Origin of the sequence: Pseudomonas sp. VA159-2 (assembly GCF_024126635.1) — a bacterium.
Classification (GTDB): Bacteria; Pseudomonadota; Gammaproteobacteria; order Pseudomonadales; family Pseudomonadaceae; genus Aquipseudomonas; species Aquipseudomonas muyukensis.
In genome coordinates this window covers 80,031-100,918 of record NZ_JAMYBV010000009.1, presented here as the reverse complement: position 1 = coordinate 100,918, position 20,888 = coordinate 80,031, and the positions used below count along the sequence as shown (strand labels likewise).

Sequence of the window (20,888 nt, the reverse complement as noted above, 5' to 3'; positions counted from 1 at the left end):
CAAAATGGGCCCCGCAGGGCAAATTTCAGCGGGAGAGGACACTAATGTCTGGTGTGACCGTTCAAATGCGATAGGGATTCTTGGCCCTGGCGCAACATTGGAAAATGCTCTGGTGTGCACTTTATAGTTAGCGATAGGGTCAGCTATCGCTCGCTCAAACCCCGTAAAACCGGGAAGATCAAAGCCTTACGTCGAGGCCGAAACGCTTCATCAAGACTTTTTCCAGCATACCGCCGGGCAGCCAGCGGGCCAGCCAAGGCAACGCGCGGCTGCCATTGCCCAGGCGTATCAGCTGCGGCACGCGATTGCGTTGCAGTGCCTTGAGCACTTGGCGGGCAAAATCCTCGGCCGGGGTCGGCCGATCCTGCGAGGCCCGGGCCCGGGCGCGGATGCCTTCGCGCAGCGGCCACCAGGGCGAACCCTCGCTGATCAACAGCTCGGCCTCGCGCCCGGCGTTGCTGGCGAACTGCGAGGCGATTGCCCCCGGCTGCACTTCCATGACCCGGATCCCGAACGGTGCCAGCTCCAGGCGCAGCGCCTGGCTGAGGGCGTGCACCGCGGCCTTGGAGGCGCAGTAGGCGCCGGCGAAGGGGGTGACCAGCACGCCGGAGACGCTGCCGATGTTCACCACCACGCCGCGGTTGCGGCGCAGTAAGGGGAACAATGCACGGGTGACAGCCACTGGGGCGAAGACGTTGGTCTCGAACTGTCGGCGCAGGGCCTCGCTGCCGCCGTCGAGCAAGGGCCCCATGGCCCCGTAGCCGGCGTTGTTGATCAGGATGTCCAGTTGCTGCAGTTCGCTGGCCAGGCGGGCGATGGCCTCGGCATCGTTGACGTCCAGTTGCCGGGCATGGAAGCCGGCGGCGGCCAGGCACTCGACATCCTCGGGCTTGCGGGCGGTCGCCCAGACGTCATGGCCGGCCGCGCGCAAGGCGTCGGCCAGGGCGCGGCCGATGCCGCTGGAACAACCGGTGATCAGGGCGGTGGGCATGGTTGGGGGCCTGTTGTCTGATGGAATGAGTGTGACCTGCCTTGGCCTCTGCGCAGGCCAGGCCCGCTTCTACAGCGTACGTCCTGTAGGCGCGGGCTTGCCCGCGCAGAGGCCGGCACAGGCGATAGGTCAGTTGGCGAAGCTACCTTGCAGGTGTTCTGCACGGAATTCGAGGGTTTGCGGCCGGTACCCGGAGCGCAATGGTGGAAGGGGCAGGCAGTCTTGCCATTGCGCTCCCGCTTGCAATTCACCCGGGCCGCGGTAGCGGGGCGCGTTGTAGGTGTTCTCGGCAAGGTTGACGGTATCGCCCGGGGCATAGGCGCCGACGCGCCAGCGCAGTTCGGTGAGCGGGACCTGGTTGGCGTTCTTCATGTGCACCTGCAGGGCCCGGTCGGCGGGGCACTGTTCCGGGGCGTAGCTCAGGCGGATGTCCAGGCGGGCCAGTTGCGCGGCTTCGCGGCTGTCTTGCCAGGCTACCCACAGCGCCACCAGGGCCAGGCCGCAGACCGCGGCCAGGGAAATCGGCAGGGCCTTGGCGGGATAGCGCAGCAGCAGGACCAGCCAGGTGAGGACGAGCAGGGCGCCGATGATCATGGTGGGACAGGCCTTGGTGGCGGGGGTTTGATCATCTTGGAGCGCCAGGCTGCAAGCTGCAAGCCACAAGAAAAAAGCAGGGGCGCGACGAATCGAGCATTTCGATTCACCGCGCCCCCGCTTTTTCTTGCAGCTTGCAGCTGTTACTGCGCGATGGTCTTCACCGACACCCCACGCTCGAGCGGCGTCGAGCTACGGCCATAGACGTCCTCGAAGCGCTCGATGTCATCTTCGCCCAGGTAGCTGCCGGACTGCACCTCGATGATCTCCAGCGGGATCTTGCCTGGGTTGCGCAGGCGGTGCACCGAGGCGATGGGGATGTAGGTGGACTGGTTCTCGGTGAGCAGGAACACGTTCTCGTCGCAGGTCACCTCGGCGGTGCCGGACACCACGATCCAGTGCTCGGCGCGGTGGTGGTGCATCTGCAGCGACAGGCTGGCGCCAGGCTTTACGGTGATGTGCTTGACCTGGAATCGCCCGCCCATGTCCACCGAGTCGTACGAGCCCCACGGGCGGTACACCTCGAGATGGTTCTGGGTCTCGCTGCGGCCTTGCGCGTCGAGGGTGTTGACCAGTTGCTTGACCCCCTGAACCTTGTCCTTGTGAGCGATCATCATGGCGTCCTTGGTCTCGACCACCACGATGTTCTCCAGGCCGATCACCGAGACCAGCTTGCCATTGCCGTGGATCATGCAGTTGTGGCTGTCCTGCACCACCACGTCGCCCTTGGTGACGTTGCCGTTGTCGTCCTTCTCGTGCACGTCCCACAGCGACGACCAGCAGCCCACGTCGCTCCAGCCGGCCGACAGCGGCACCACGCAGGCGCGCTGGGTCTTCTCCATCACCGCGTAGTCGATGGAGTTGTCCGGGCAGCAGGCAAAGGTGGCTTCGTCGATGCTCAGCACATCGGCGTCTGCGTCGCTGCGCTCCAGGGCCAGCAGGCAGGTGTCGTAGATGTCCGGATCGTGCTTTTTCAGTTCCTCGAGGAAGCGGCTGGCGCGGAACAGGAACATGCCGCTGTTCCAGAAATAGCCGCCGGCGCGGACGAACTCGTTGGCGCGTTTCTCGTCCGGTTTCTCGACGAACTGCGCGACCCGCGCCACGCCCTCGGGCAGCAGCGAATCCTGGCTGGAGCGGATGTAGCCGTAGCCCGTCTCTGGCTTGGTCGCCGGCACCCCGAACAGCACCATCTCGCCGCGCTCGGCGGCCACGGTGGCCAGGGCCAGGGCGCGCTGCAGGGCCTTCTGGTCCTCGATCACGTGGTCGGCCGGGAGCACCAGCATCAGCTCGTCACGGCCTTCGTTGACCAGCTTCATCGCGGTGATGGCCACCGCCGGCGCGGTGTTGCGGCCGAACGGCTCCATGAGGATGGCCTGGGTTTCCAGCTTCAGCGCGGCCAGCTGCTCCTGGACGATGAACTTGTGGTCCTTGTTGCAGACCACGATGGGGGTGTCCATGCCATCGAACACCAGGCGTTCGATGGTCTGCTGGAACAGGGTGTGTTCGCCGGTCAGGGCCAGGAACTGCTTGGGGAACTGCTTGCGCGACAGAGGCCACAGACGCGAACCGCTACCACCAGAAAGAATTACCGGGATCATGTCGTTTCTCCAATAAAGGTCGTATAGGGGCTGGAATCAGTTAGTGGCTACGGGACGGGTGACCCACACCGGCGCCAGGCTGTTGCCGGAACCGGTGACGTACAGCACGGCGGCTTCGCCGCGCTCGAGGGCGACGGGCTTGACGTCGCCGACTTTCTTGTCGCCTGCATAGAGGGCAAGGTTGACCTTGACCGGATTGATTTCGCGCTCGCCACGGCCCTTGGCGGCCACTGGCTTGACCACTTCGGTCTTGCCGTCGGCGGTCTTCAGGGTCAGCGCCTGGTCGCTCAGGTTCTGCACCCGCACCAGGGCCTTCTGCTTGTTCTTGAACGGCGGCTCCTCGATCAGCTGCGGGTTGCCGCCGCTGTTGTTGACCAGGGTGTAGTACTTGTCTGCGGCGAGCTTCACCGGGACGCTCTTGCCGCCGACTTGGGCGGTGTAGTCGCCACCGGGCAGGAAGCTGAAGTCGCTGCTGGCCTGGGCGCCGACCTGCTTGATCTGGGTGTTGCCGACCGAGGCGGCGGTCGGCGCGCTGGTGGCGTTGTACAGGCGCACGAAGGTCGAGCCCTTCGGCGCGCTGGGGCCATACAGGGCGGCGTCGGCGCCGGCGAAGGCCTGCATCGAGGCGAGGCTCAGGCCGGCGGCGAGGGTGAGGGCTTTGGCAATGCGAGTCTTGGTGGTCATGTGCGTGTTCCTCTCTATCTTCAGTGGTCCGTCCGGTTGGACGACAGGGCCAGGTTTGCTTCGGATTGACGGGGCTGCTTCAGCTGCGCGATCCACTGCGGGTCGAAGCTGCTGAGGTCGTTCTTCATTGGCAGATAACGTTCGGGGAATTCCCACACCACGACCTGTGGCGGTGCGTTCTTGAAGGCATCGCTTTGCAGGTACTTGAGCATCGGCAGGAGCGGGCCGTGGCCATCCTCGGCGTAGTTGGCGACGTCGCTGCGCAGCGCCTGCTGCAGGGCGCCGAGGAAGTTCCAGTGGGGGTTGGCGCTGTAGCTGGTGCCCACCAGCGCCACCGGGATCTGGCTGTCGGCGAACAGCGCGTCGCCACCTTCGTCGTCGGCCTGCACCGGCAAGGTCTTGCGCTGCTGCAGGGTGTCCGGGCTTGGCAACAGGTTGCTGAACAGCGGGTCGAGCGGCAGGAAGTTGGTCAGGTCGCCCTTGTACGGCGCGCTGGCGCCGGCCTCGGTGATGTACTGCTGCGGCGCGCCGCTGAGCAGGCTCTGGCGGTTGACCGCCTCGGCCAGGGCCTGGGCGACCACCTCGGCGCCCAGCGGCGTCCAGTGGGTGTCGGTGCGCAGGAACACCTGGCCGCGGGCCTTGGCCTGCTCCAGCGGGGCCAGCAGGTCGGGGGCGAACACCCCGGCCTGACGCACCTGGGCATGGAAGCGGTTGAACAGCTCGTCGTGCAGGCTGGCCGGGGTTTGCTTGCCGATGTACTCCGAATACAACCGCGCCTTGGCCGGGACGATCGCCAGCACCAGCTGGCTGCCGTGGCGTTGCAGGGTGTCGCGGATGCCGCGCACCAGCGCCAGGTTGTCCTGCATCAGTTGTTCGGCGTCGGCGGTGGGCTTGAACTCCTCGTCGCTGAACAGCCACTGCTCGCGGCCCAGCACCACGCCGGGGCGGCCTTCGTTGAACAGCTTGAAGTCCAGCGCGGCCCACAGGTTGGTACCCAGGCGCTTGATCGGGAACTGCTCGTCGTAGTGGGTCTCGGCGGCCTTGGCCAGCTTGCCGTCGAGCAGGGTCATCTGCCCGGTGCGGTTGAAACTTTCCAGCCCGCCGACCGACCATGCGCCCAGCCCGACCAGCAGGCCCATGAACGACAGCGAATAGGTAATGCGAAGTGTCCGGTTCATGATTCAGGCCTCAGAACTGGAAGTACAGGAACGGTGAGTAGCTCTGCGCCGAGAGCTTGAGCACCGAGGCGGCGAACAGCAGCAGGACCAGGGCGCGGGTCATGACCCGGGTCCAGTCCAGGCCCAGCGAGCCGTCGGCGTTGACGTGCACCGGCGTGGCCCTGGGCGTGGGCCTGGCGTTGCGGTAGAAGTCGCGCAGGCCGAAGAACGCCAGGGTGAGGTAGGCGACGATCAGCGTGGCCACTTGCAGGCCGGTGAGCTGGGCCCGGTTGAGTTCCGACAGCTGCCAGTCGCCGAAGCTGAACATGGCGCCGTACATGCGCGCGGCCACGTGCAGGTTCTCGGCGCGGAAGATCACCCAGCCGACCACCACCAGCAGGAAGGTGAACGCCCATTTCACCGGGTTGAAACGCTGCGGGTTGGTGTCCAGCCCCAGCGCGCGCTCGATGGCCAGCCACAGGCCGTGCCAGGCGCCCCAGATGATGTAGGTGAAGTTGGCGCCGTGCCACAGGCCACCCAGCAGCATGGTCAGGAACAGGTTGCGGTAGGTGTTGAAGGTGCCTTTGCGATTGCCGCCCAGGGTGATGTACAGGTAGTCGCGCAGCCAGGTCGACAGGCTGATGTGCCAGCGCCGCCAGAACTCGGTGATCGATTGGCTGATGTAGGGCTGCTTGAAGTTTTCCATGAAGCGAAAGCCCATCATCAGGCCCAGGCCGATGGCCATGTCGCTGTAGCCGGAGAAGTCGAAGTACAGCTGCGCGGTGTAGGCCAGGGCGCCCAGCCAGGCGTCACCGGTGGTCGGGTTCTGCAGGGCGAAGCAGTGGTCGGCGACCACCGCCAGGGTGTCGGCGATGAACACCTTCTTGATGAACCCTTGCATGAAGCGGGTGCAGCCTTCGGAGAACTTGTCCAGGGTGTGGGTGCGGTTGTTGAACTGGTCGACCAGGTCCTTGAAGCGCAGCACGGGGCCGGCGATCAGGTGCGGGAAGATCGCCACGAACGCGGCGAAGTCGATCAGGTTGCGCGTGGCGGGGGTGTCGCCGCGGTACACGTCGATGATGTAGCTGATCGACTCGAAGATGTAGAACGAGATGCCGATCGGCAGCAGCACGTGGGTGAGGATGAACGGCTCCAGGCCCATCGAGGTCATGATCGCGTTGAGGCTGTCGACCCCGAAGTTGGCGTACTTGAAGTAGCCGAGGATGCACAGGTCGACCCCCACGCCGAGCAGCAGCCAGCGTTGCGCGGGCTTGGTGCGCACGCCGGCGGCGCCGACTTTCAGGCCGATCCAGTAGTTCCACAGGGTGACCCCGGCGAACAGGGCGAGGAAGTCCACCCGCCACCAGGCGTAGAAGATGTAGCTGGCAACCAGCAGCAGCAGGTTGCGGTAGCGGTTCCCGCTTATGTAGTACAAGCCGAGGAAAACCGGCAGGAACAGGAACAGGAACACATTGGACGAGAAGACCATCCCGGTTCTCCTTGTTATGCACAGCACCTGGGGCACAGCGCCCCCCAAACCCCCCACGAACACGCAGGGGAAACCTTTGTTGCCTCAACCATTGCTGGCGAGGGCTTCGCCCTCGTTTCGCGACACAAGGCCGCTCCTACAGGATTAGCGCCGTCCCTGTAGGAGCGGCCTTGTGTCGCGATGGGCCGCGAAGCGGCCCCAATACAGGCGACACCTATTTCTTGCTCTCTGCCCCCGGGTCATAGACCCGGGTCATATCGCCACCCAGCCGGAAGTTGTTGAACGGCTGCATGTCATGCTTGCGCTCGAGGGTGTCGCCGACGCACTGGTACAGCGCGCACCACGGCTCGAGCCAGGCGTACTTGCTGTCGACCTTCAGGTCCTTGAGGTCCTGCTTCACGCCGGCGCGGGTGTTGAAATGAACAGGGTCGCGGGCACCGGCGAGCACGCCTTCGCCAAGCCGTTGCAAGGCGAAGTTGTTCTCCTTGCGCAGGTCCACGCCGTTGGCCTGGGCGAAGCTGGCGATCATCGCCAGCGGCGGCAAGGCGTAGTTGTGGTAGGCCAGGGCGCGTTGCTTGCGCTTGACCTCGTTGGGCAAAAAGCCTTGCTCGTCCACCTGGTTGACGCCGACCTTGTATTCCTTCACCGCCCAGTCGAACAGGTCGCGGCGGTCGGTGGCCACGGCGGTGGCCATCACCGACCAGGCCGCCCAGTAGCTGTGGTTGTTGATCTTCTCCAGGGGCAGGTCGCTCCAGTCGCGCACGGTCTGTTCGGCCAGGCGCGCCAGCCACTTCTCGATCTGCTCGGCCTGGGCCTGGTGCGCGGCCAGCGGCTGGGAATTGGAGAACTTCAGCCGCAGCCACGAGCCGCTCATGCTGCCCAGCGCCCATTTGCGCATCGACTTGCCGGTGTGGTTGAAGTCGGTGGATTCCAGGGCGTCGGCCTGGGCCCAGGCCTGCAGCCAGCCCAGCGCGCAGTCGAGCTGGGCCGGGCGGCCGTCGCGCAGGTACTGGCCGACCATCTTGCTGATGCCTCGTTCGAGGCGGGTGATGTCCTCGGTGGATTTGTGGAAGGCTTTTTCCGAGGCGACATTGAGCGTGGCCCGGGCCTTGTCGGAGCCTTCGTACTTGCTGCGAAACTGCAGCGCGCCGGTGAACGGCTTGGGCGGCGCTTCACAGCGGAAGTTGCCGTCGCCGGTCTTGAGTTTCTCGATGCCCTCGTAGTAGCCCTGGGGCGGCACCAGCGCGGCCTGCGCCGCGCCGCCGAACAGGGCGAGAACGAGCAGGGCCGGTGCGGTGTTGCGATGGATGGCTGTCATGGTCGCCTCACTGGCCAGCTTGCGCGGTGTGCTGCGCGGGGCTGGCGAAGTTGTTGCGTTTGCAGAGTTTGGCTTCGACCTTCTGCGTGCCGCTTTCTGGCCCCTGGACCTCCAGGGCAAGCAGGTTCTGGCCTGCCCAGTCTTCGTCCTCGCGCATCTGGAAGACGAAGCGCCCATCGGTGTCGGAGGTGGTGGGCTTCTCGATCTTGATGTCCTCGTGGCGGCCGTTGAGGTACCACAAGGTGGCCTGCAGCACCTTCACCGAGCTGTCCTCGAACTTGATGTCGAGCTGGTGGTTGCGATTGACCAGGTCCTTGATCACGCCGTTCTTGCCGTTGACCATCAGCTCGTTCTTGCCGGGCTTGAGGGTGGCGCTGGCGCTCATCTGCGCCGGGCGGGCGTCGCAGCCGTCGTCGAGCAGGGCGAGGATCTGCCGCCAGATGGTTTCCTGGTCCAGGCGGTACAGTGGCGAGAACTCCCACACCAGGATCTTCGGTGGGTTGTTCTGGAACTCCTCGCTGCCCAGGTACTGGATCATCGAGCCTTCCAGGCCGCCGCCGGGGAAGGCGACGTTGAGCACGTCGGCGCCGATGTACTGCTCGAGGAAGCCCGAGAAGTTGTAGTTCTTGCCGCTGTGGCTGGTGCCGACCAGGGTGATCTGCGCGTTGCCCGAGTCGCCGAACAGGTCGTCGCCGCCGGCGGCACCCTTCGGTTCGGTGGCGAACTGGTCCATGTACTGCACCGCATAGCTGGTGCCGCACAATTGCCCGGCGACGTTGTGCAGGGTGCCGGTCTTGCCCATGCGCCCGGACTTCCTGGTCTCGAATTCCTTGCGCGGGATACCTTCGAAGGCCGGCATCCGGTGCACGGTGTCGGCGACGATCTTCGCCGCGCGCTCGGCACCGTAGGGGGTCCAGTGCTGGTCGCCGCGGAAGTAGAAATCCTTGCCCTGGTCGGCGGCGGCCAGTTGCTCGTTGGTCAGCGGCGACAGGTCGGGCACGTTGTAGCCCATCTTGGCAAAGCGCTGGAGCATGGCCTGGTAGTTGCGCAGGGCCTTCTGGTAGTCGAACGCGGCCTTTTCTTCAGGCTTGAGCATGTTGCGGTTCACCAGGCCGCGGGTCGGCTGGTACACCACCACCAGTTCCACGCCGCGCTTCTTGAAGGCGTCGTGCACCTGCTGCAGGCGCTTGTAGCCGCCTGGGGTGGTGTCGAACTCGGTGCGCAGGTCCTCGCGGGTACGGAACAGCCAGTCGCCCTGGGCTTGCACCAGGGTGGTGAAGTTCTGCTGGTAGCGGGTGGTGTAGCGGCTGGCGTCGTGGGCCTCGGGGCACAGCTGGCAGCACGGTTCGGCGCTGAAGGTCGGTGCCTTGACGTCTTCGGCGCGCACGCCCTGGCTGATCGCCAGGAGGGCGGCGGACAGGCCCAGCAGTTTCATCAGGAGTGGAGTCATGGTCTGGGCTTCCTTAGTCGATCATTTCGGTCTGGCGTTCGACCGGGTCGATCAGCACGGCCTTCTGCTGGCGCACCAGCAGGTCGAGGATTTCGTCCTGGCGCTCGCCCAGCACGCCGTTGAAGCTGATGCCATTGGCCTTGCGCGGCATCAGCATCGACACCTTGTACAGCTCCACCGACAGCGGCGAGTCGATCGACAAGGGGCCCGAGCCATTGGCCGCCAGCTCGCCACCGACCACGATCAGCGACACCTTGGTGTCGAACGGGTCGAGGGCGATGTCGCGGTCGGTGTCGGACAGGTCCTTGATGTGCCCGTACACGCCCACCAGGCCGTTGGCCATGGCGACGTTCTCGTACAGGCGGATGTTCACGCTGTTGCGCACGCGGATGCCGTGGCGGCGGTTGTTGATCAGCTTGTTGCCCCAGATCAGGTTGTCGCCGCTTTCGTACAGGGTGATGCCGTCGGTGTGGTTGCGGTAGATCTCGTTGTAGGCGATCAGGTTGTTGACGCTGTTACGGTCGATCACCACGCCCGAGAGCTTGTTGTCGTAGCTCTTGTTGTTGATGATCCAGCTGTCGTTGACCTCGCGCGAGACGATGATCCCGTGCTTTTTCTTGGTGCCGTGCACGGTGTTGCCGGCGATGATCAGGCGGTGCGAGCGGTCGTGGGGGTCGATGCCGTAGACGATGTTGTCGCGGTAGGTCGAGTCCTTGATCACGAAGTCCTGGGTTTCGTAGCAGTAGAAGCCGTACCACATGTCGCTGAACTCGGAGCCGATGATCCAGCCGGTGGGTTCCGGGCGGCCCATCTGCTTGGCCATGTTCGGCGTGTACTGCGAGATGCTCACGCCGTAGGACTTGGACTTGGCGTAGCCGAAGCTGGCCATCTTGCTGTTGACGATGTAGGTCTCGGTACCGCCCCAGCTGAGCAGGAACGGGCGGAATTCATCGGGCTTGCGAAAGGTCGCCGGGCCGTTGGCCTGTTCGCGCCAGCCGGTCACCTGGGTATCGCTGACGAACAGCTTGCCGTCGTTGACGATGAACGAGCCGCCTTCCTCGGACAGGCGCAGCTCCTTGACCTTGCCGTCGATCTCCAGCACGCCCTTGCGCCCGACCACGATCGGCAGGCGCGCCAGGTACACGCCGGGGGCGGTCTCGCGCAGGTACTGGCTGGGGACTTTCCGGCTCAGCTCGACCAGGTCGACATGGCCGTCGTCGACGAAGATCGCCTGGGGAATGCCGTGCTGGCGGCGGACCCACTCGGCGCCTTTGTTGTCGCCGCCGATGAACTCCTTGAGGGTGTCCTCCTGGAGCATGCGGCGCACGCTGACCTTGCCCTTGTGCTGGCGGTCGATCTTCTTTTGCACCGCCGCGGCGGTGTAGCCGGACAGGTCGGGCAGCTTGGGCGGGTCCATCTGCAGCGGCGCGATCGGCGCGCTGGAGACGGTGTAGGTCTTGGCCTGCTGCAGCTCCTTGGCGATCACTGCCGGTTCTGCGGCGGCGACCAGGCCGCTGGCCAGCAGCAAGGCGCTGGCGAGGAGGCTGTGGCGAAGGTTGGGGTGCAGGTTCATGGCTTTCCTCTCCCGGCCTCAGAAGCGCCAGATCACGTCGACGAAGGCACGGTGCATGTACGAGTCCGCTTCCTTGCCATAGGCGTCGCCCGGCTTGAACACACCGGCGCGCAGGCGCACCAGGGCCGAGGGCTCGTCGATCGACTGGCTGATGGAGGCCGGCAGCAGGCCCTGCTTGAAGTACTTGGTGACGACCACGTCCATCTCCTGGCCCAGGTCCTTCTCGCCGTTGACCAGCGGGCGGCTCACGCCGCCGTCGTCGACCACCGCGTTGATGCCGCTGGCGCCGATGTTCTGCTTGTCATCGACGCGCCAGAACTTGTGGTAGATGAAGCTGGCGTCGTAGTCGTCGCGCAGTTGCCAGGAGGCGAACAGGGTGGCCGCCTGCAGGTTGCCCAACTCGCCGCGGAAGGCCTCGCCGAAGCGGTGCACGCGCGAGCGGGTGCCGGTGAAGTTGGAGCGGTTGCTTTCCAGGCCGGTCTGTTCGAAGTTGCTCGAGCCGTCGTCGCCACCGCCGCCGCTGCCACGGGCATAGGCCGCGCCGACCTGCCACTGCGGGTCGAGGCGCAGGCGGATGCCAAGGTCGGTGGCCCAGGCGTTGACGTCGCCACTTTGCTTGCCGGTGGCGACCTGGTCGTTGCCCAGGGTGCTGGTGGTCAGCTTGTCGCGGTCGCCGGTCAGCCAGGTGACGCTGCCCCAGTAGTTGACGGTATGGTCGTTGCGCCAGTTGTAGGCGTCGCTGTTGGCTTCCAGGCCCAGCCAGGTGAGGTCGCCGGTGCGGGTCTTGTCGAGGGCGTCGACGGTCTCGCCGGGGTTCTTCAGGCTGCCGCCGTCATGGGTGTGGTGGGCGCGCACGCCGACCCAGTGGCCGGGGGTCCACTGCGTGGCGATGTTGCCGTAGAGGTGGGTGCGGTCCTTGTCCTCGGGGGCCAGCTCGGTCAGGTCGGTGCGGTACTCGCTGAAACGCTGGGCCACGCCCAGGTCGGCCTTGAGCAAGGTGGTGTCGAAGGTCCAGTTCAGCGCCTCGATGTTGGTGTCGCGCCACATGCCGTCGTCGCTGCGCAGGCGCTGGCGGCCGAAGCGCAGTTGCTCGCCAGGGTAGGCGGTGAGGCCGCTGTAGCCGACCCAGAATTCACGCATGGCCAGGTAGCTCTTGTCCTGCTTGCGCTCGTCGGCGGCGGTGTCGGTGGTGCTGCCGTCGTCGTTCTGGCGCAGGGTGTCGGTCTCGATGGTGTCGGTGGCGGTGACCGCCTGGCCCATGGCGAAGGCGCTCCAGTTGCCGCGCTCGCCATACACCCAGGGGCGCAGGTCCAGGCCCAGGCCGTTGACGTCGCCGCCGGAGCGGGTGCCGAGGTCGCGGTCGTCTTCGGACTGGCCGGTGATCTTCACGTCCAGGCCGAAGTTCTTCTGCGCGGTTTGCGCCGCCAGGGTCGGCATCGACCACAGCAGGGCGAAGCTCAGGCCAATGCCGGCTTTCACGAAGGGGTTGAGCGTCATAGCGAATCCTCGGCGTCTACTTCATCGTGCTCGTCTTGCAGCGCTTCGATGGCCAAGGTGCTGTGGGCGCCTTGGTTCATGCTGCCGCGAGCCTGCTTCTCCTGCGCCAGCAGGTTTTGCGCCTGGCTGCGCTGGTCGGGCGTGAGTTGCTGGTCGAGTTGCTGCAGCAGTTCGGCCGATTGCGGCGTCGGGTTGACCTGCGACAGCTGGGCGAACACCCAGGCGTTGGTCGGCTCGCTGCGGATGCCGTGGCCTTCGCTGAACAGCTGGGCGAGGGCGTAGTCGGCGCTGTTCTGGCCACCACGGGCGGCGGCCAGCAGGTGGTCGACGGCCTTCTGCGGCTCGACGTTGCCCAGGTAGCCGCGGCGGTACAGCTGGCCCAGGTAGTAGTGGGCGCTGACTTCGCCAGCGTCGGCGGCGGCCTGCAGGTGCTGTTCGGCCTTCGCCGCGTCGGCCGGCACGGTCTTGCCTTCGTAGTACAGGCGGCCCAGCAGCAGCTCGGCGCGGGGTTGCTCGGCAGCGCGGCCCTTGTCGATGTAGGCCATGAGCTGGTCGGTATCGCCCAGCTCGGGGAAGTCGTAGAGCAGTTGTGCCAGGCTCACCCAGGAGGCTGGGTTGGCGGGGGCGACTTGCTCGAGCAGGTCCTTGGCGGTTTTTTCGTCGGTCTGGCCCAGGCTGCGGTCGGCCAGCACCCGGGCGACGCTGTCGACCCGGGTGGCCGGTACAGTGCCGCGGGCGTAGGCGGCCTTGAGCTGCTCCAGCAGGGCGGCCTGCTGCTCGGGCTGGGCGCGCTTCTGGTAGACGCTGGCCAGTTCGACGTAGCAGATGTCGGTGCTGGCCAGGGCCGCCTTGCAGATCTTTTCCACCTCGCCCAGGTGTTGGTCGTAGGTGCCCTGGGTGCGGTACAGCAGCACCTGGGCCAGGCCCGCCTCGGGGTTGCCGGCGGCGCGCCACTGGTCGATCTGCTGCTGGGCGTTGATGTTGGGGAAGCTCTGCGGGTACTGCAGGTAGAGCATCGCCAGGGGGATCAGGGTATTGCCTTCGCCTTGCCGGGCCGCGAGCTTGAGCAGCGATTCGGCCTCTTCGCGCTCGGCCTGGGTGCTGTCGGGCTTGGCCACCAGCAGGCGGCCGAGGCGGGCCTGGGCGCGGGGCGAGGTGGCGGCGGCGGCGCGGTAGGTGGCTTCGGCCTGTTTGAGCTGGGCCGGGTCGCGGGTGGCGACCTGGATATCGGCCAGGCCGACTTGCGCCTCGCTGTAACCCAGGTCGGCCAGGGCCTTGTAGTTGCGCTCGGCGGTGGCGGTGTCGCCGCGCTTTAGCGCTTCGTTGGCCAGGCGCTGGTCGGGCAGGCCGGCGCAGCCGGCCAGGGTGATGGCCAGGGCCAGCGCGCAAAGCGGTGTGCCTTGGGTTTTCTGTAGTAGCCAGCGTTGCTGGCGAACAAGGGGGCGAGCACTGTGCTGCGGCCTTTCGCCAGCAAGGCTGGCTCCTACAGGGATCGTGTTGTCGTTCATGATCCGTTCCTCACAGCCCGCGGGCCACGGCCTTGTCGATCAGCCAGTTCAGCGACGGGCCACGTTCGCTGTTGACCGCGGCCGGGCGCCCGGCGAGTTCGGCCGGCAGGCCTTCGTCGGGCTGGATCTGCACGCGGATGTCGGCGGCCAGGTTATCGGTGTCCAGGCTCGAACTGCCGACGATCTTGCCGCTGCGCACGTCGTCCTCGCCGGCGACCTGGAAGTTGACCCGGGTGCCGGGCTTCACTTCATCGAACTGGCGGTAGCTGAAGCGCGCCTCGACGGTCGGGGTGGTGGTGCGCGGGATCAGGGCGAACACCGGCTGGCCCTTGCTGGCGTACTGGCCGTCGTCCACCAGCTGGCGCGAGACCACGCAATCGCAGGGGCTGGTGAGGGTGCCGGAGAGCTGCTTGCCGAACAGCTCCTCGACCTTGGCCGGTTCCAGCTGCGAGTCGTCCAGGTGCCCCTTGAGCAGGTCGAGCATGCTGGTGTTGAAGGTCGCCAGCGGCGCGCCCTTGGCCACCGTGGCGCCGCTGTGCACCAGGCTTTGCAGGCTGCCGTCGCGGGGCATGGTGACGTTGGTGGTGGGCACCGCCACCACGCCGGCTTCGGCATGGCTGACGAAGTACAGGCCGTACAGCGACTTGGCGACGAAGCCGAAGGCCAGCAGGCCGATGGCGAACACCCCGGCGGTGACGGTGACCGCGCGCAGGCGGCCGAACGCCGACAGGCCGGAGCCGTTGTCCTTCTGCTTGCGCGCCTTGGTGAAGTTGTCGCGCTGCAGGGTGCTGAGCACGTCGCCGACGCTGATCAGCTCGCCGGACAGGTGGCTGGTGATGATATGGCGCAGGGTGGCGATGTCGCGCGGCTCGAGGTTCTGGAACTCGGTGCCGATGCGCCCGCTCTTGGCATCGCAGGTGCGCACCAGCAGCTCGACGTCCATCGACAGACCAAGGTTGTCGACCACGAACTGCAGGCGGCCACGCAGTACCTCGCCCTCGGCCAGGGGTTGGCTGGCATGGAAGGACAGGCCCCCGGCGGAAAGATCGTCCACCTTCACATCGTGCGGCTCGCGGTTGCCGTCCAGGTAGCGCAGCTTGGCAGGGATGCGCACCCGGGCGTGCTGGCGCTGCGCCTCGGATTCATGCACGACATTGACGTTCACGGCGGTATTCATGGCGATTTCGTTCCTGTTATCCGATCCGGGGGGCTCACACGACCATGAACAGCACGGCGACGAAGATGCTCGCGGCCGAGAAGGTCATGGTCCGCGAGGACCAGGTGTTGAACCATTGTTGAAAGCTGGCGAGGTCGCGCTTGAGGGCAGTGGGCTGGCGGGTCCAGGACTGCTTGTCGAGACGGAAGAACACGTAGATCTTCATCAGCGCGCCGACGATCTGGTTGTAATAGAGAATCAGCGGGTAGGCGGGGCCGACGTTGTGCCCCGAGCACAGCAGCATGATGGTGAGGATCAGGCGGGTGATGCCGATCCACAGCAGGTACACCAGCAGGAACTGCAGGCCGAACTTGAAGCTGGCGATCACCGCCACGGTCAGGCCCAGCAGGCTGGTCCACATCGACACGCGCTGGTCGAGCAGCACGATGCTGGTGAACAGCCCCAGGCGCTTGAGGCCCAGGCCCAGGGCCCGGGAGTTCTGCCGCAGGTTGTTGCCGTACCAGCGGTACATCAGCTTGCGGCTGGCCTTGACGAAGCTCTTCTCCGGCGGGTGCTCGACGGTGTTGATCGCCGCGTCCGGCACGTAGAAGGTGTCGTAGCCCAGGCGCATCAAGCTGAACCAGCTGGACTTGTCGTCGCCGGTGAGGAACTTGAAGCGGCCCAGGCGCCAGTGCATCAGCGAGTCGCTTTCCACATCGGCGATGAATTCGGGGTTGGTCACCACGCTTGCGCGGAACATCGACATGCGCCCGGTCATGGTCAGCACACGCTTGCTCAGGGCCATCGAGCACATGTTGATGTGGCGCTGGGCGAAGCGCAGCTTGTGCCACTCGCTCATGATGTAGCCGCCGCGCACTTCGCAGAATTCGTTGGTGGTCAGGCCACCGACGTTGGGGTAGAGCTTGAACCACGGCACGGTCTTGCTGACCACGCCCTCGGCGAGCACGGTGTCGCCGTCGATCACCGCGACCACCGCGTTCTCGTCCGGGAGCATCCGCGAGATGGCGCGGAAACCATAGGCCAGGCCGTCGCGCTTGCCGGTGCCGGCGATGCGCACGATGTCCAGGGTGACGTGCCCGGGCGGGTTGTACTTGGCCCACAGGCTCTTGACCAGCAGCTCGTCGGACTTCTCCACCAGCGAGCAGACCACGGTGGTGGGGAAGCCACACTCGATCGCCTCGCGGATCACCGAGCTGTAGACCTGGGCGGTGGTCAGCGCATCGATGCGGAAGCTGGTGACCATCAGGTACACATGCGACGGGTCGGCGGCCTTGCCGAGCTTCTGCACCTTGCGGCGCAGGTACGGGTAGACCAGGTAGAGGAAGATCATGCCGCGGATGAAATGGGTGGCGCCCATGGAATAGCGCCAGATGCCGACAGCGCCGACCAGGAAGATGAAGTGCTTCGACTGCGAATCGAAGATATCGCTGGGCAGGGCCAGGGCGATCAGCATGAGCAGGCTCATGTAGAGCAGCCAGCCGGCGCACTGCAACAGCACTGTCTGGAACCTTTGCATGTTCGGCATCCGTCGAGAATTCGGGGTGGGGAGGGCGGCGCGCTGGGGAGGGACGCGCCGCCCGACCGGGTTTACCAGCAGATGCCTTCGGTGCGGCTGGTGGTGCAGGTCGGCTTGCTCATGAAACCGACCAGGTCGATCACTTGCTTGCCGGCCGGCGCCTGTTGGGCCAGGGCACGGAATTTCTCGTCACGGTTGCCCAGCACGATGATGTCCGCGTCGTTCACCACCTGCTCGAAGTTGGCGTTGAGCAAGGAGGAGACATGCGGAATCTTCGATTCGATGTATTCCTTGTTGGCGCCGTGCACCCGGGCGTACTCGACGTTCTGGTCGTAGATGTCCAGTTGGTAGCCCTTGCCGATCAGGCGCTCGGCCAGTTCCACCAGCGGGCTCTCGCGCAGGTCGTCGGTACCGGCCTTGAACGAAAGGCCCAGCAGGGCGACCTTGCGCTTGTCGTGGCTTTCGATGATGTCGAAGGCGTTCTGCACCTGGGACTCGTTGCTGCGCATCAACGAGTCGAGCAGCGGCGCCTTCACGTCCAGGCTCGAGGCGCGATAGGTAAGGGCGCGCACGTCCTTGGGCAGGCACGAGCCACCGAAGGCGAAGCCCGGGCGCATGTAGTACTGCGACAGGTTCAGCACCTTGTCCTGGCAGACCACGTCCATCACGTCGCGGCCATCGACACCGACCGCCTTGGCGATGTTGCCGATCTCGTTGGCGAAGGTGACCTTGGTCGCGTGCCAGACGTTGCAGGTGTACTTGATCATCTCGGCCACTTCGATCGGCTTGCGGATCACCGGCGCATCGAGCTCTTCGTACAGGGCTTGCAGGACGTCGCCGCTGGCGCTGTCCAGTTCGCCGATGACGGTCATCGGTGGGTGGTCGTAGTCCTTGATCGCCGTGCTTTCGCGCAGAAACTCAGGGTTGACCGCCACGCCGAAATCGACACCGGCCTTCTTGCCCGAGCAGTCTTCGAGGATCGGGATCACCACGTTCTTGACGGTGCCCGGCAGCACGGTGCTGCGCACCACGATGGTGTGACGGCGGGTGGTGTCGCGCAGCACGTAGCCGATCTCGCGGCACACCGACTCGATGTACTCCAGGCCCAGGTCGCCGTTCTTCTTGCTCGGCGTGCCGACGCAGATCATCGACACGTCGCTGGCGCGGATGGCTTCGGCGAAGTCGGTGGTGCCGCGCAGACGGCCATTGGCGATGCCTTGCTGCAGCAACTCTTCCAGACCCGGTTCGACGATGGGCGACTTGCCCTTGTTGATCAGGTCGATCTTGGTGCTGGACACGTCCACCCCAATCACGTCATGGCCTCGTGCCGACAAGCAACCGGCACAGACTGCACCCACATAACCCAAACCAAAGATGCTGATACGCATCGCATTCACCTCGTGTGTTTATCACGCCAGCCCTTCAGCGAAGAGCCGACCGGGTTGATTGACCAGCAGTATTCGGGCGTACGGATCCGTGGCGAATTGACACTTCACCGAACGCAGGCATGAATAAATCCGGAGCGCAAAAAGTTATGCACTCAAAGTTGGCAGTCAAAGGCCAATATTTAAAAGGCGTGCCCTGAAATGCAGCCGTCTTTATTGCAATTCAAACTTGGTGAATTGCTGTGCTTGTTCTTTCAATTGGAAAAAACCTTTTGAAATCAACCACTAGGACGATTTGTAAGGGGCGCGTCTCTCCTTCGGGGCAGGGCCTTCGGCGGTCACCGTTGCGCTGCCTGACTTGTTAGGGCTGAGGGTGGATACCGTTCAGCTGTCATCTGTAAGTCATTTCTCACGACCCGCGCTTGAAACTCGTTACGGGTGCTATGAGCCATGGGCTGTAGTAGAAGTTCCAGCGTGGGTTCGCTGTCGATGAAAGATTTCTAAATATTTTTTCAGTGGAAAATACTTTCATATTGATAGCACCGCGCAGTGGCACGCCCGTCTATAAAGGGCGAAAACGAGGTGGGATGGTTATATGCCAGCATGGAAAAATTTTTTTCAAAATTCGTCAAAAAACTACGAACGGTCTTATGGCGTTTTGCGATAAGGCAATAAGCGCTGTTTTTTTGGCGTCTGTTATCTGGCGTTTTCAGGGGGAAAACGCGCCCCGTTGCAGGGCAGAGGTGGGATGGGCCGCGAAAGGGGCGCAAGGCGCCCCCCAGGGCCCTCAGCCCTCAGCGTGATCGCGCAGGAACACCAGGTGGTCCGGCTTCGACTGCTCGGCGCTGTAGTAGTAGCCCTGCACGTCGAAGCGCTTGAGCTGCTCGGGGTCGTTGATGCGCTCCTGGATCACGAAGCGGCTCATCATCCCGCGGGCCTTCTTGGCGTAGAAGCTGATGATCTTGTACTGGCCGTTCTTCAGGTCCTTGAAGTCGACATCGATCACCCGGGCCTTCAGCGCGCTCTTTTTCACCGCGCTGAAGTACTCGTTGCTGGCCAGGTTGAGCAGCACGTCGTCGCCCTGGTCGGCCAGGGCCTGGTTCAGCCATTGGCTGATGCGCGTGCCCCAGAAGGCATACAGGTCCTTGCCGCGGGCGTTGGCCAGCTTGGTGCCCATTTCCAGGCGATAGGGTTGCATCAGGTCCAGCGGGCGCAGCAGGCCGTACAGGCCGGAGAGCATGCGCAGGTGCTCCTGGGCGTAGCTGAAGTCGTCTTCGCCGAGGGTCTCGGCGTTCAACCCGGTATACACGTCGCCCTTGAACGCCAGCAGCGCCTGTTTGGCGTTGGCCGGGGTGAAGTCTGGGGTCCAGCTACCGAAGCGCGCGGCGTTGAGCCCGGCGAGCTTGTCGGACAGGTGCATCAGCTCGGCGATCTGCGCAGGTGTCAGCTCACGCAGTTGCACGATCAGTTCCTGGGCGTCGTCCAGGTACTGCGGCAGGGTGTGGCGTTGGGTGACTGGCGGGGTCTCGTAGTCGAGGGTCTTGGCGGGGGAAATCACCGTCAGCATCGGGTCGGCTCCTGGAATCGTTGGGGGGGATTCTACGGGGCTGGCCGGGCAAGTCCAAACTATGGCGACGATAGTCGCGGAACATCGCCTGGGCTCGCGCTATAGTGCGCGCCATGCTTTCAAGGAGAATGCCCACCGTGCGTATCGCGTTTGCCCTGTTCGCCGGATTGTTGAGCCTGGGCGCGCAGGCGGCCCCGGCGGACTTCGTCAGCTTCGACCGCAGCCTGTGGCCGGAACAGCTGGACAGCCCGACGCTGTTCGATGTGGCGTCGCGGGCCGAAATCCTGTCGTTTGCCCGGGTGCTGCATGAAAGCGAGATGCTCGACGAGCAGGCGCTGACCGCTCGCCTGGGGCTACGCCAGGTCAACCTGGCGGTGGTCCGCGCCGTGCGCGCGCGGATGTGGCAGCGCTTGTGGACCAGCTACCAGCAGGCGCAACAGAGCTGCGAACAGGACGCGTCGTTCTGCTATCCAGTGGCGTCGATGGCCGATTTGCGTACCCAGGCCGCCACGTTCGCCACTGATGTCGGCACGTTCTATGCCGAATGGGTCGAGCCGAGCCACCAGTTCCATAGTCGCTACCTGGACGAGCAGCTCCGCAAGGCCGCGCTGTTTCCACAGACCACCAGCGAGGTGGAAAAGCTCTCCGGGCGCGAGCGCAATGGCGAGGAACTCAATGACCGGATGTTCCTGCTGACCTTCGTTGGCGGCCCAGGGCCCGAGGGTGGCAGCACCGACCAGATGACCGATTACCTGCGCCGGCAGAAGCTCGACGCAATCTTCTTCGTGCTGGGCAACCGCCTGCAGCAGCGGCGGGACACCGGGCCGGTGGCAGCGCTGTATGGCGGGCAATGCGTGGGGATCCAGGGCTGGGAATACCGCTCCCATGCCCAGTGGCAGGGCTGGCAGGATTCGTTGCGGCGCAGCCAGGCACGGGTCCAGGCGGACTTGCCGGAACAGTATGTGGCGCTGTTCCGGCCGCCTTATGGGCAACGCCGGGCCGATGGCGAGGGGTTCATGGCCAGCCAGCAGTTGCAGGTATCGTTGTGGGATATCGATGCCCAGGACGATGGCCCGCTGACGGCAGAAGCCTCGGCGCAGCGGGTACTGACCTTGATGCTGCTGTGGCGCAAGGGGGTGATCCAGTTTCGCGACAACCAGCCCAAGGCGCAGCCGGCGCTGGAGTGGTTGTTGCAACACACGGCGCAGAGCGGGATTGGCTGGGAGCATTGCCGGGAGTATGGGCGAGGGGAGTAGCCGGGTGACCCAATCACAGTCACCTGATCCCTGAGCGTAGTCCCCTGCGCCCCCTGCGCCAAGCCCTGTTCGTCATTCCGAAAAATAAACTTCACCCAAGCGTAAAAAGTCTTTTTTCGGTCATGGTT

The 20,888-nt window shown here is 64.9% G+C and carries 16 protein-coding genes; 1 reads left to right on the top strand and 15 read right to left on the bottom strand.

Features of this window, described 5'->3' with window-relative positions:
* Positions 1-178 precede the first annotated feature (178 nt).
* From NJG22_RS11220 to yaaA, 15 genes are all read right to left on the bottom strand, one after another.
* Entirely contained in the window at positions 179-991 is an 813-nt protein-coding gene (locus NJG22_RS11220) for an SDR family oxidoreductase (RefSeq protein ID WP_253094568.1), read from the bottom strand.
* Between the two features lie 129 nt (positions 992-1,120).
* Entirely contained in the window at positions 1,121-1,585 is a 465-nt protein-coding gene (locus NJG22_RS11215; RefSeq protein ID WP_253094566.1) for a multidrug transporter, read from the bottom strand.
* A 143-nt stretch (positions 1,586-1,728) separates the two neighbouring features.
* The gene (locus NJG22_RS11210; RefSeq protein ID WP_253094564.1) at positions 1,729-3,183 is read right to left on the bottom strand and encodes a mannose-1-phosphate guanylyltransferase/mannose-6-phosphate isomerase; all 1,455 of its coding nucleotides are present in this window, start codon (positions 3,181-3,183) and stop codon (positions 1,729-1,731) included.
* 36 nt (positions 3,184-3,219) lie between these two features.
* Complete coding sequence (locus NJG22_RS11205; RefSeq protein WP_253094562.1) at positions 3,220-3,867, bottom strand: alginate O-acetyltransferase AlgF; 648 nt, start codon at positions 3,865-3,867, stop codon at positions 3,220-3,222.
* A 20-nt stretch (positions 3,868-3,887) separates the two neighbouring features.
* Complete coding sequence (locus tag NJG22_RS11200; RefSeq protein WP_253094561.1) at positions 3,888-5,045, bottom strand: alginate O-acetyltransferase; 1,158 nt, start codon at positions 5,043-5,045, stop codon at positions 3,888-3,890.
* A gap of 10 nt (positions 5,046-5,055) precedes the next feature.
* Positions 5,056-6,513 (bottom strand): MBOAT family protein, encoded by a 1,458-nt coding sequence (locus tag NJG22_RS11195; RefSeq protein ID WP_253094560.1) that lies wholly within the window; start codon positions 6,511-6,513, stop codon positions 5,056-5,058.
* Between the two features lie 214 nt (positions 6,514-6,727).
* Complete coding sequence (locus NJG22_RS11190; RefSeq protein WP_253094559.1) at positions 6,728-7,831, bottom strand: mannuronate-specific alginate lyase; 1,104 nt, start codon at positions 7,829-7,831, stop codon at positions 6,728-6,730.
* 7 nt (positions 7,832-7,838) lie between these two features.
* Positions 7,839-9,281: an alginate O-acetyltransferase gene (locus NJG22_RS11185; protein ID WP_253094558.1), complete on the bottom strand. Its 1,443-nt coding sequence runs from the start codon at positions 9,279-9,281 to the stop codon at positions 7,839-7,841.
* 13 nt (positions 9,282-9,294) lie between these two features.
* Complete coding sequence (gene algG, locus NJG22_RS11180) at positions 9,295-10,854, bottom strand: mannuronan 5-epimerase AlgG (protein WP_217852937.1); 1,560 nt, start codon at positions 10,852-10,854, stop codon at positions 9,295-9,297.
* Positions 10,855-10,872: 18 nt separating this feature from the next.
* A complete protein-coding gene (locus NJG22_RS11175) occupies positions 10,873-12,351 on the bottom strand; it encodes an alginate export family protein (protein ID WP_253094556.1) in 1,479 nt (492 codons plus the stop codon).
* The gene (gene algK, locus NJG22_RS11170; protein ID WP_253094554.1) at positions 12,348-13,859 is read right to left on the bottom strand and encodes an alginate biosynthesis TPR repeat lipoprotein AlgK; all 1,512 of its coding nucleotides are present in this window, start codon (positions 13,857-13,859) and stop codon (positions 12,348-12,350) included. Before algK ends, NJG22_RS11175 begins: the two co-directional genes overlap by 4 nt.
* A 10-nt stretch (positions 13,860-13,869) precedes the next feature.
* Positions 13,870-15,036: an alginate biosynthesis protein Alg44 gene (locus NJG22_RS11165; protein WP_253094553.1), complete on the bottom strand. Its 1,167-nt coding sequence runs from the start codon at positions 15,034-15,036 to the stop codon at positions 13,870-13,872.
* Between the two features lie 34 nt (positions 15,037-15,070).
* Positions 15,071-16,552: a glycosyltransferase family 2 protein gene (locus tag NJG22_RS11160; RefSeq protein WP_253094550.1), complete on the bottom strand. Its 1,482-nt coding sequence runs from the start codon at positions 16,550-16,552 to the stop codon at positions 15,071-15,073.
* Between the two features lie 71 nt (positions 16,553-16,623).
* Positions 16,624-17,940 (bottom strand): UDP-glucose/GDP-mannose dehydrogenase family protein, encoded by a 1,317-nt coding sequence (locus NJG22_RS11155; RefSeq protein WP_253094549.1) that lies wholly within the window; start codon positions 17,938-17,940, stop codon positions 16,624-16,626.
* Positions 17,941-18,724: 784 nt separating this feature from the next.
* Positions 18,725-19,504: a peroxide stress protein YaaA gene (gene yaaA, locus NJG22_RS11150; protein ID WP_253094547.1), complete on the bottom strand. Its 780-nt coding sequence runs from the start codon at positions 19,502-19,504 to the stop codon at positions 18,725-18,727.
* Positions 19,505-19,641: 137 nt separating this feature from the next.
* Here yaaA and NJG22_RS11145 point away from each other — a divergent pair, with 137 nt between their 5' ends.
* Complete coding sequence (locus NJG22_RS11145) at positions 19,642-20,760, top strand: polysaccharide deacetylase family protein (RefSeq protein ID WP_253094545.1); 1,119 nt, start codon at positions 19,642-19,644, stop codon at positions 20,758-20,760.
* The last annotated feature ends 128 nt before the right edge of the window (positions 20,761-20,888 follow it).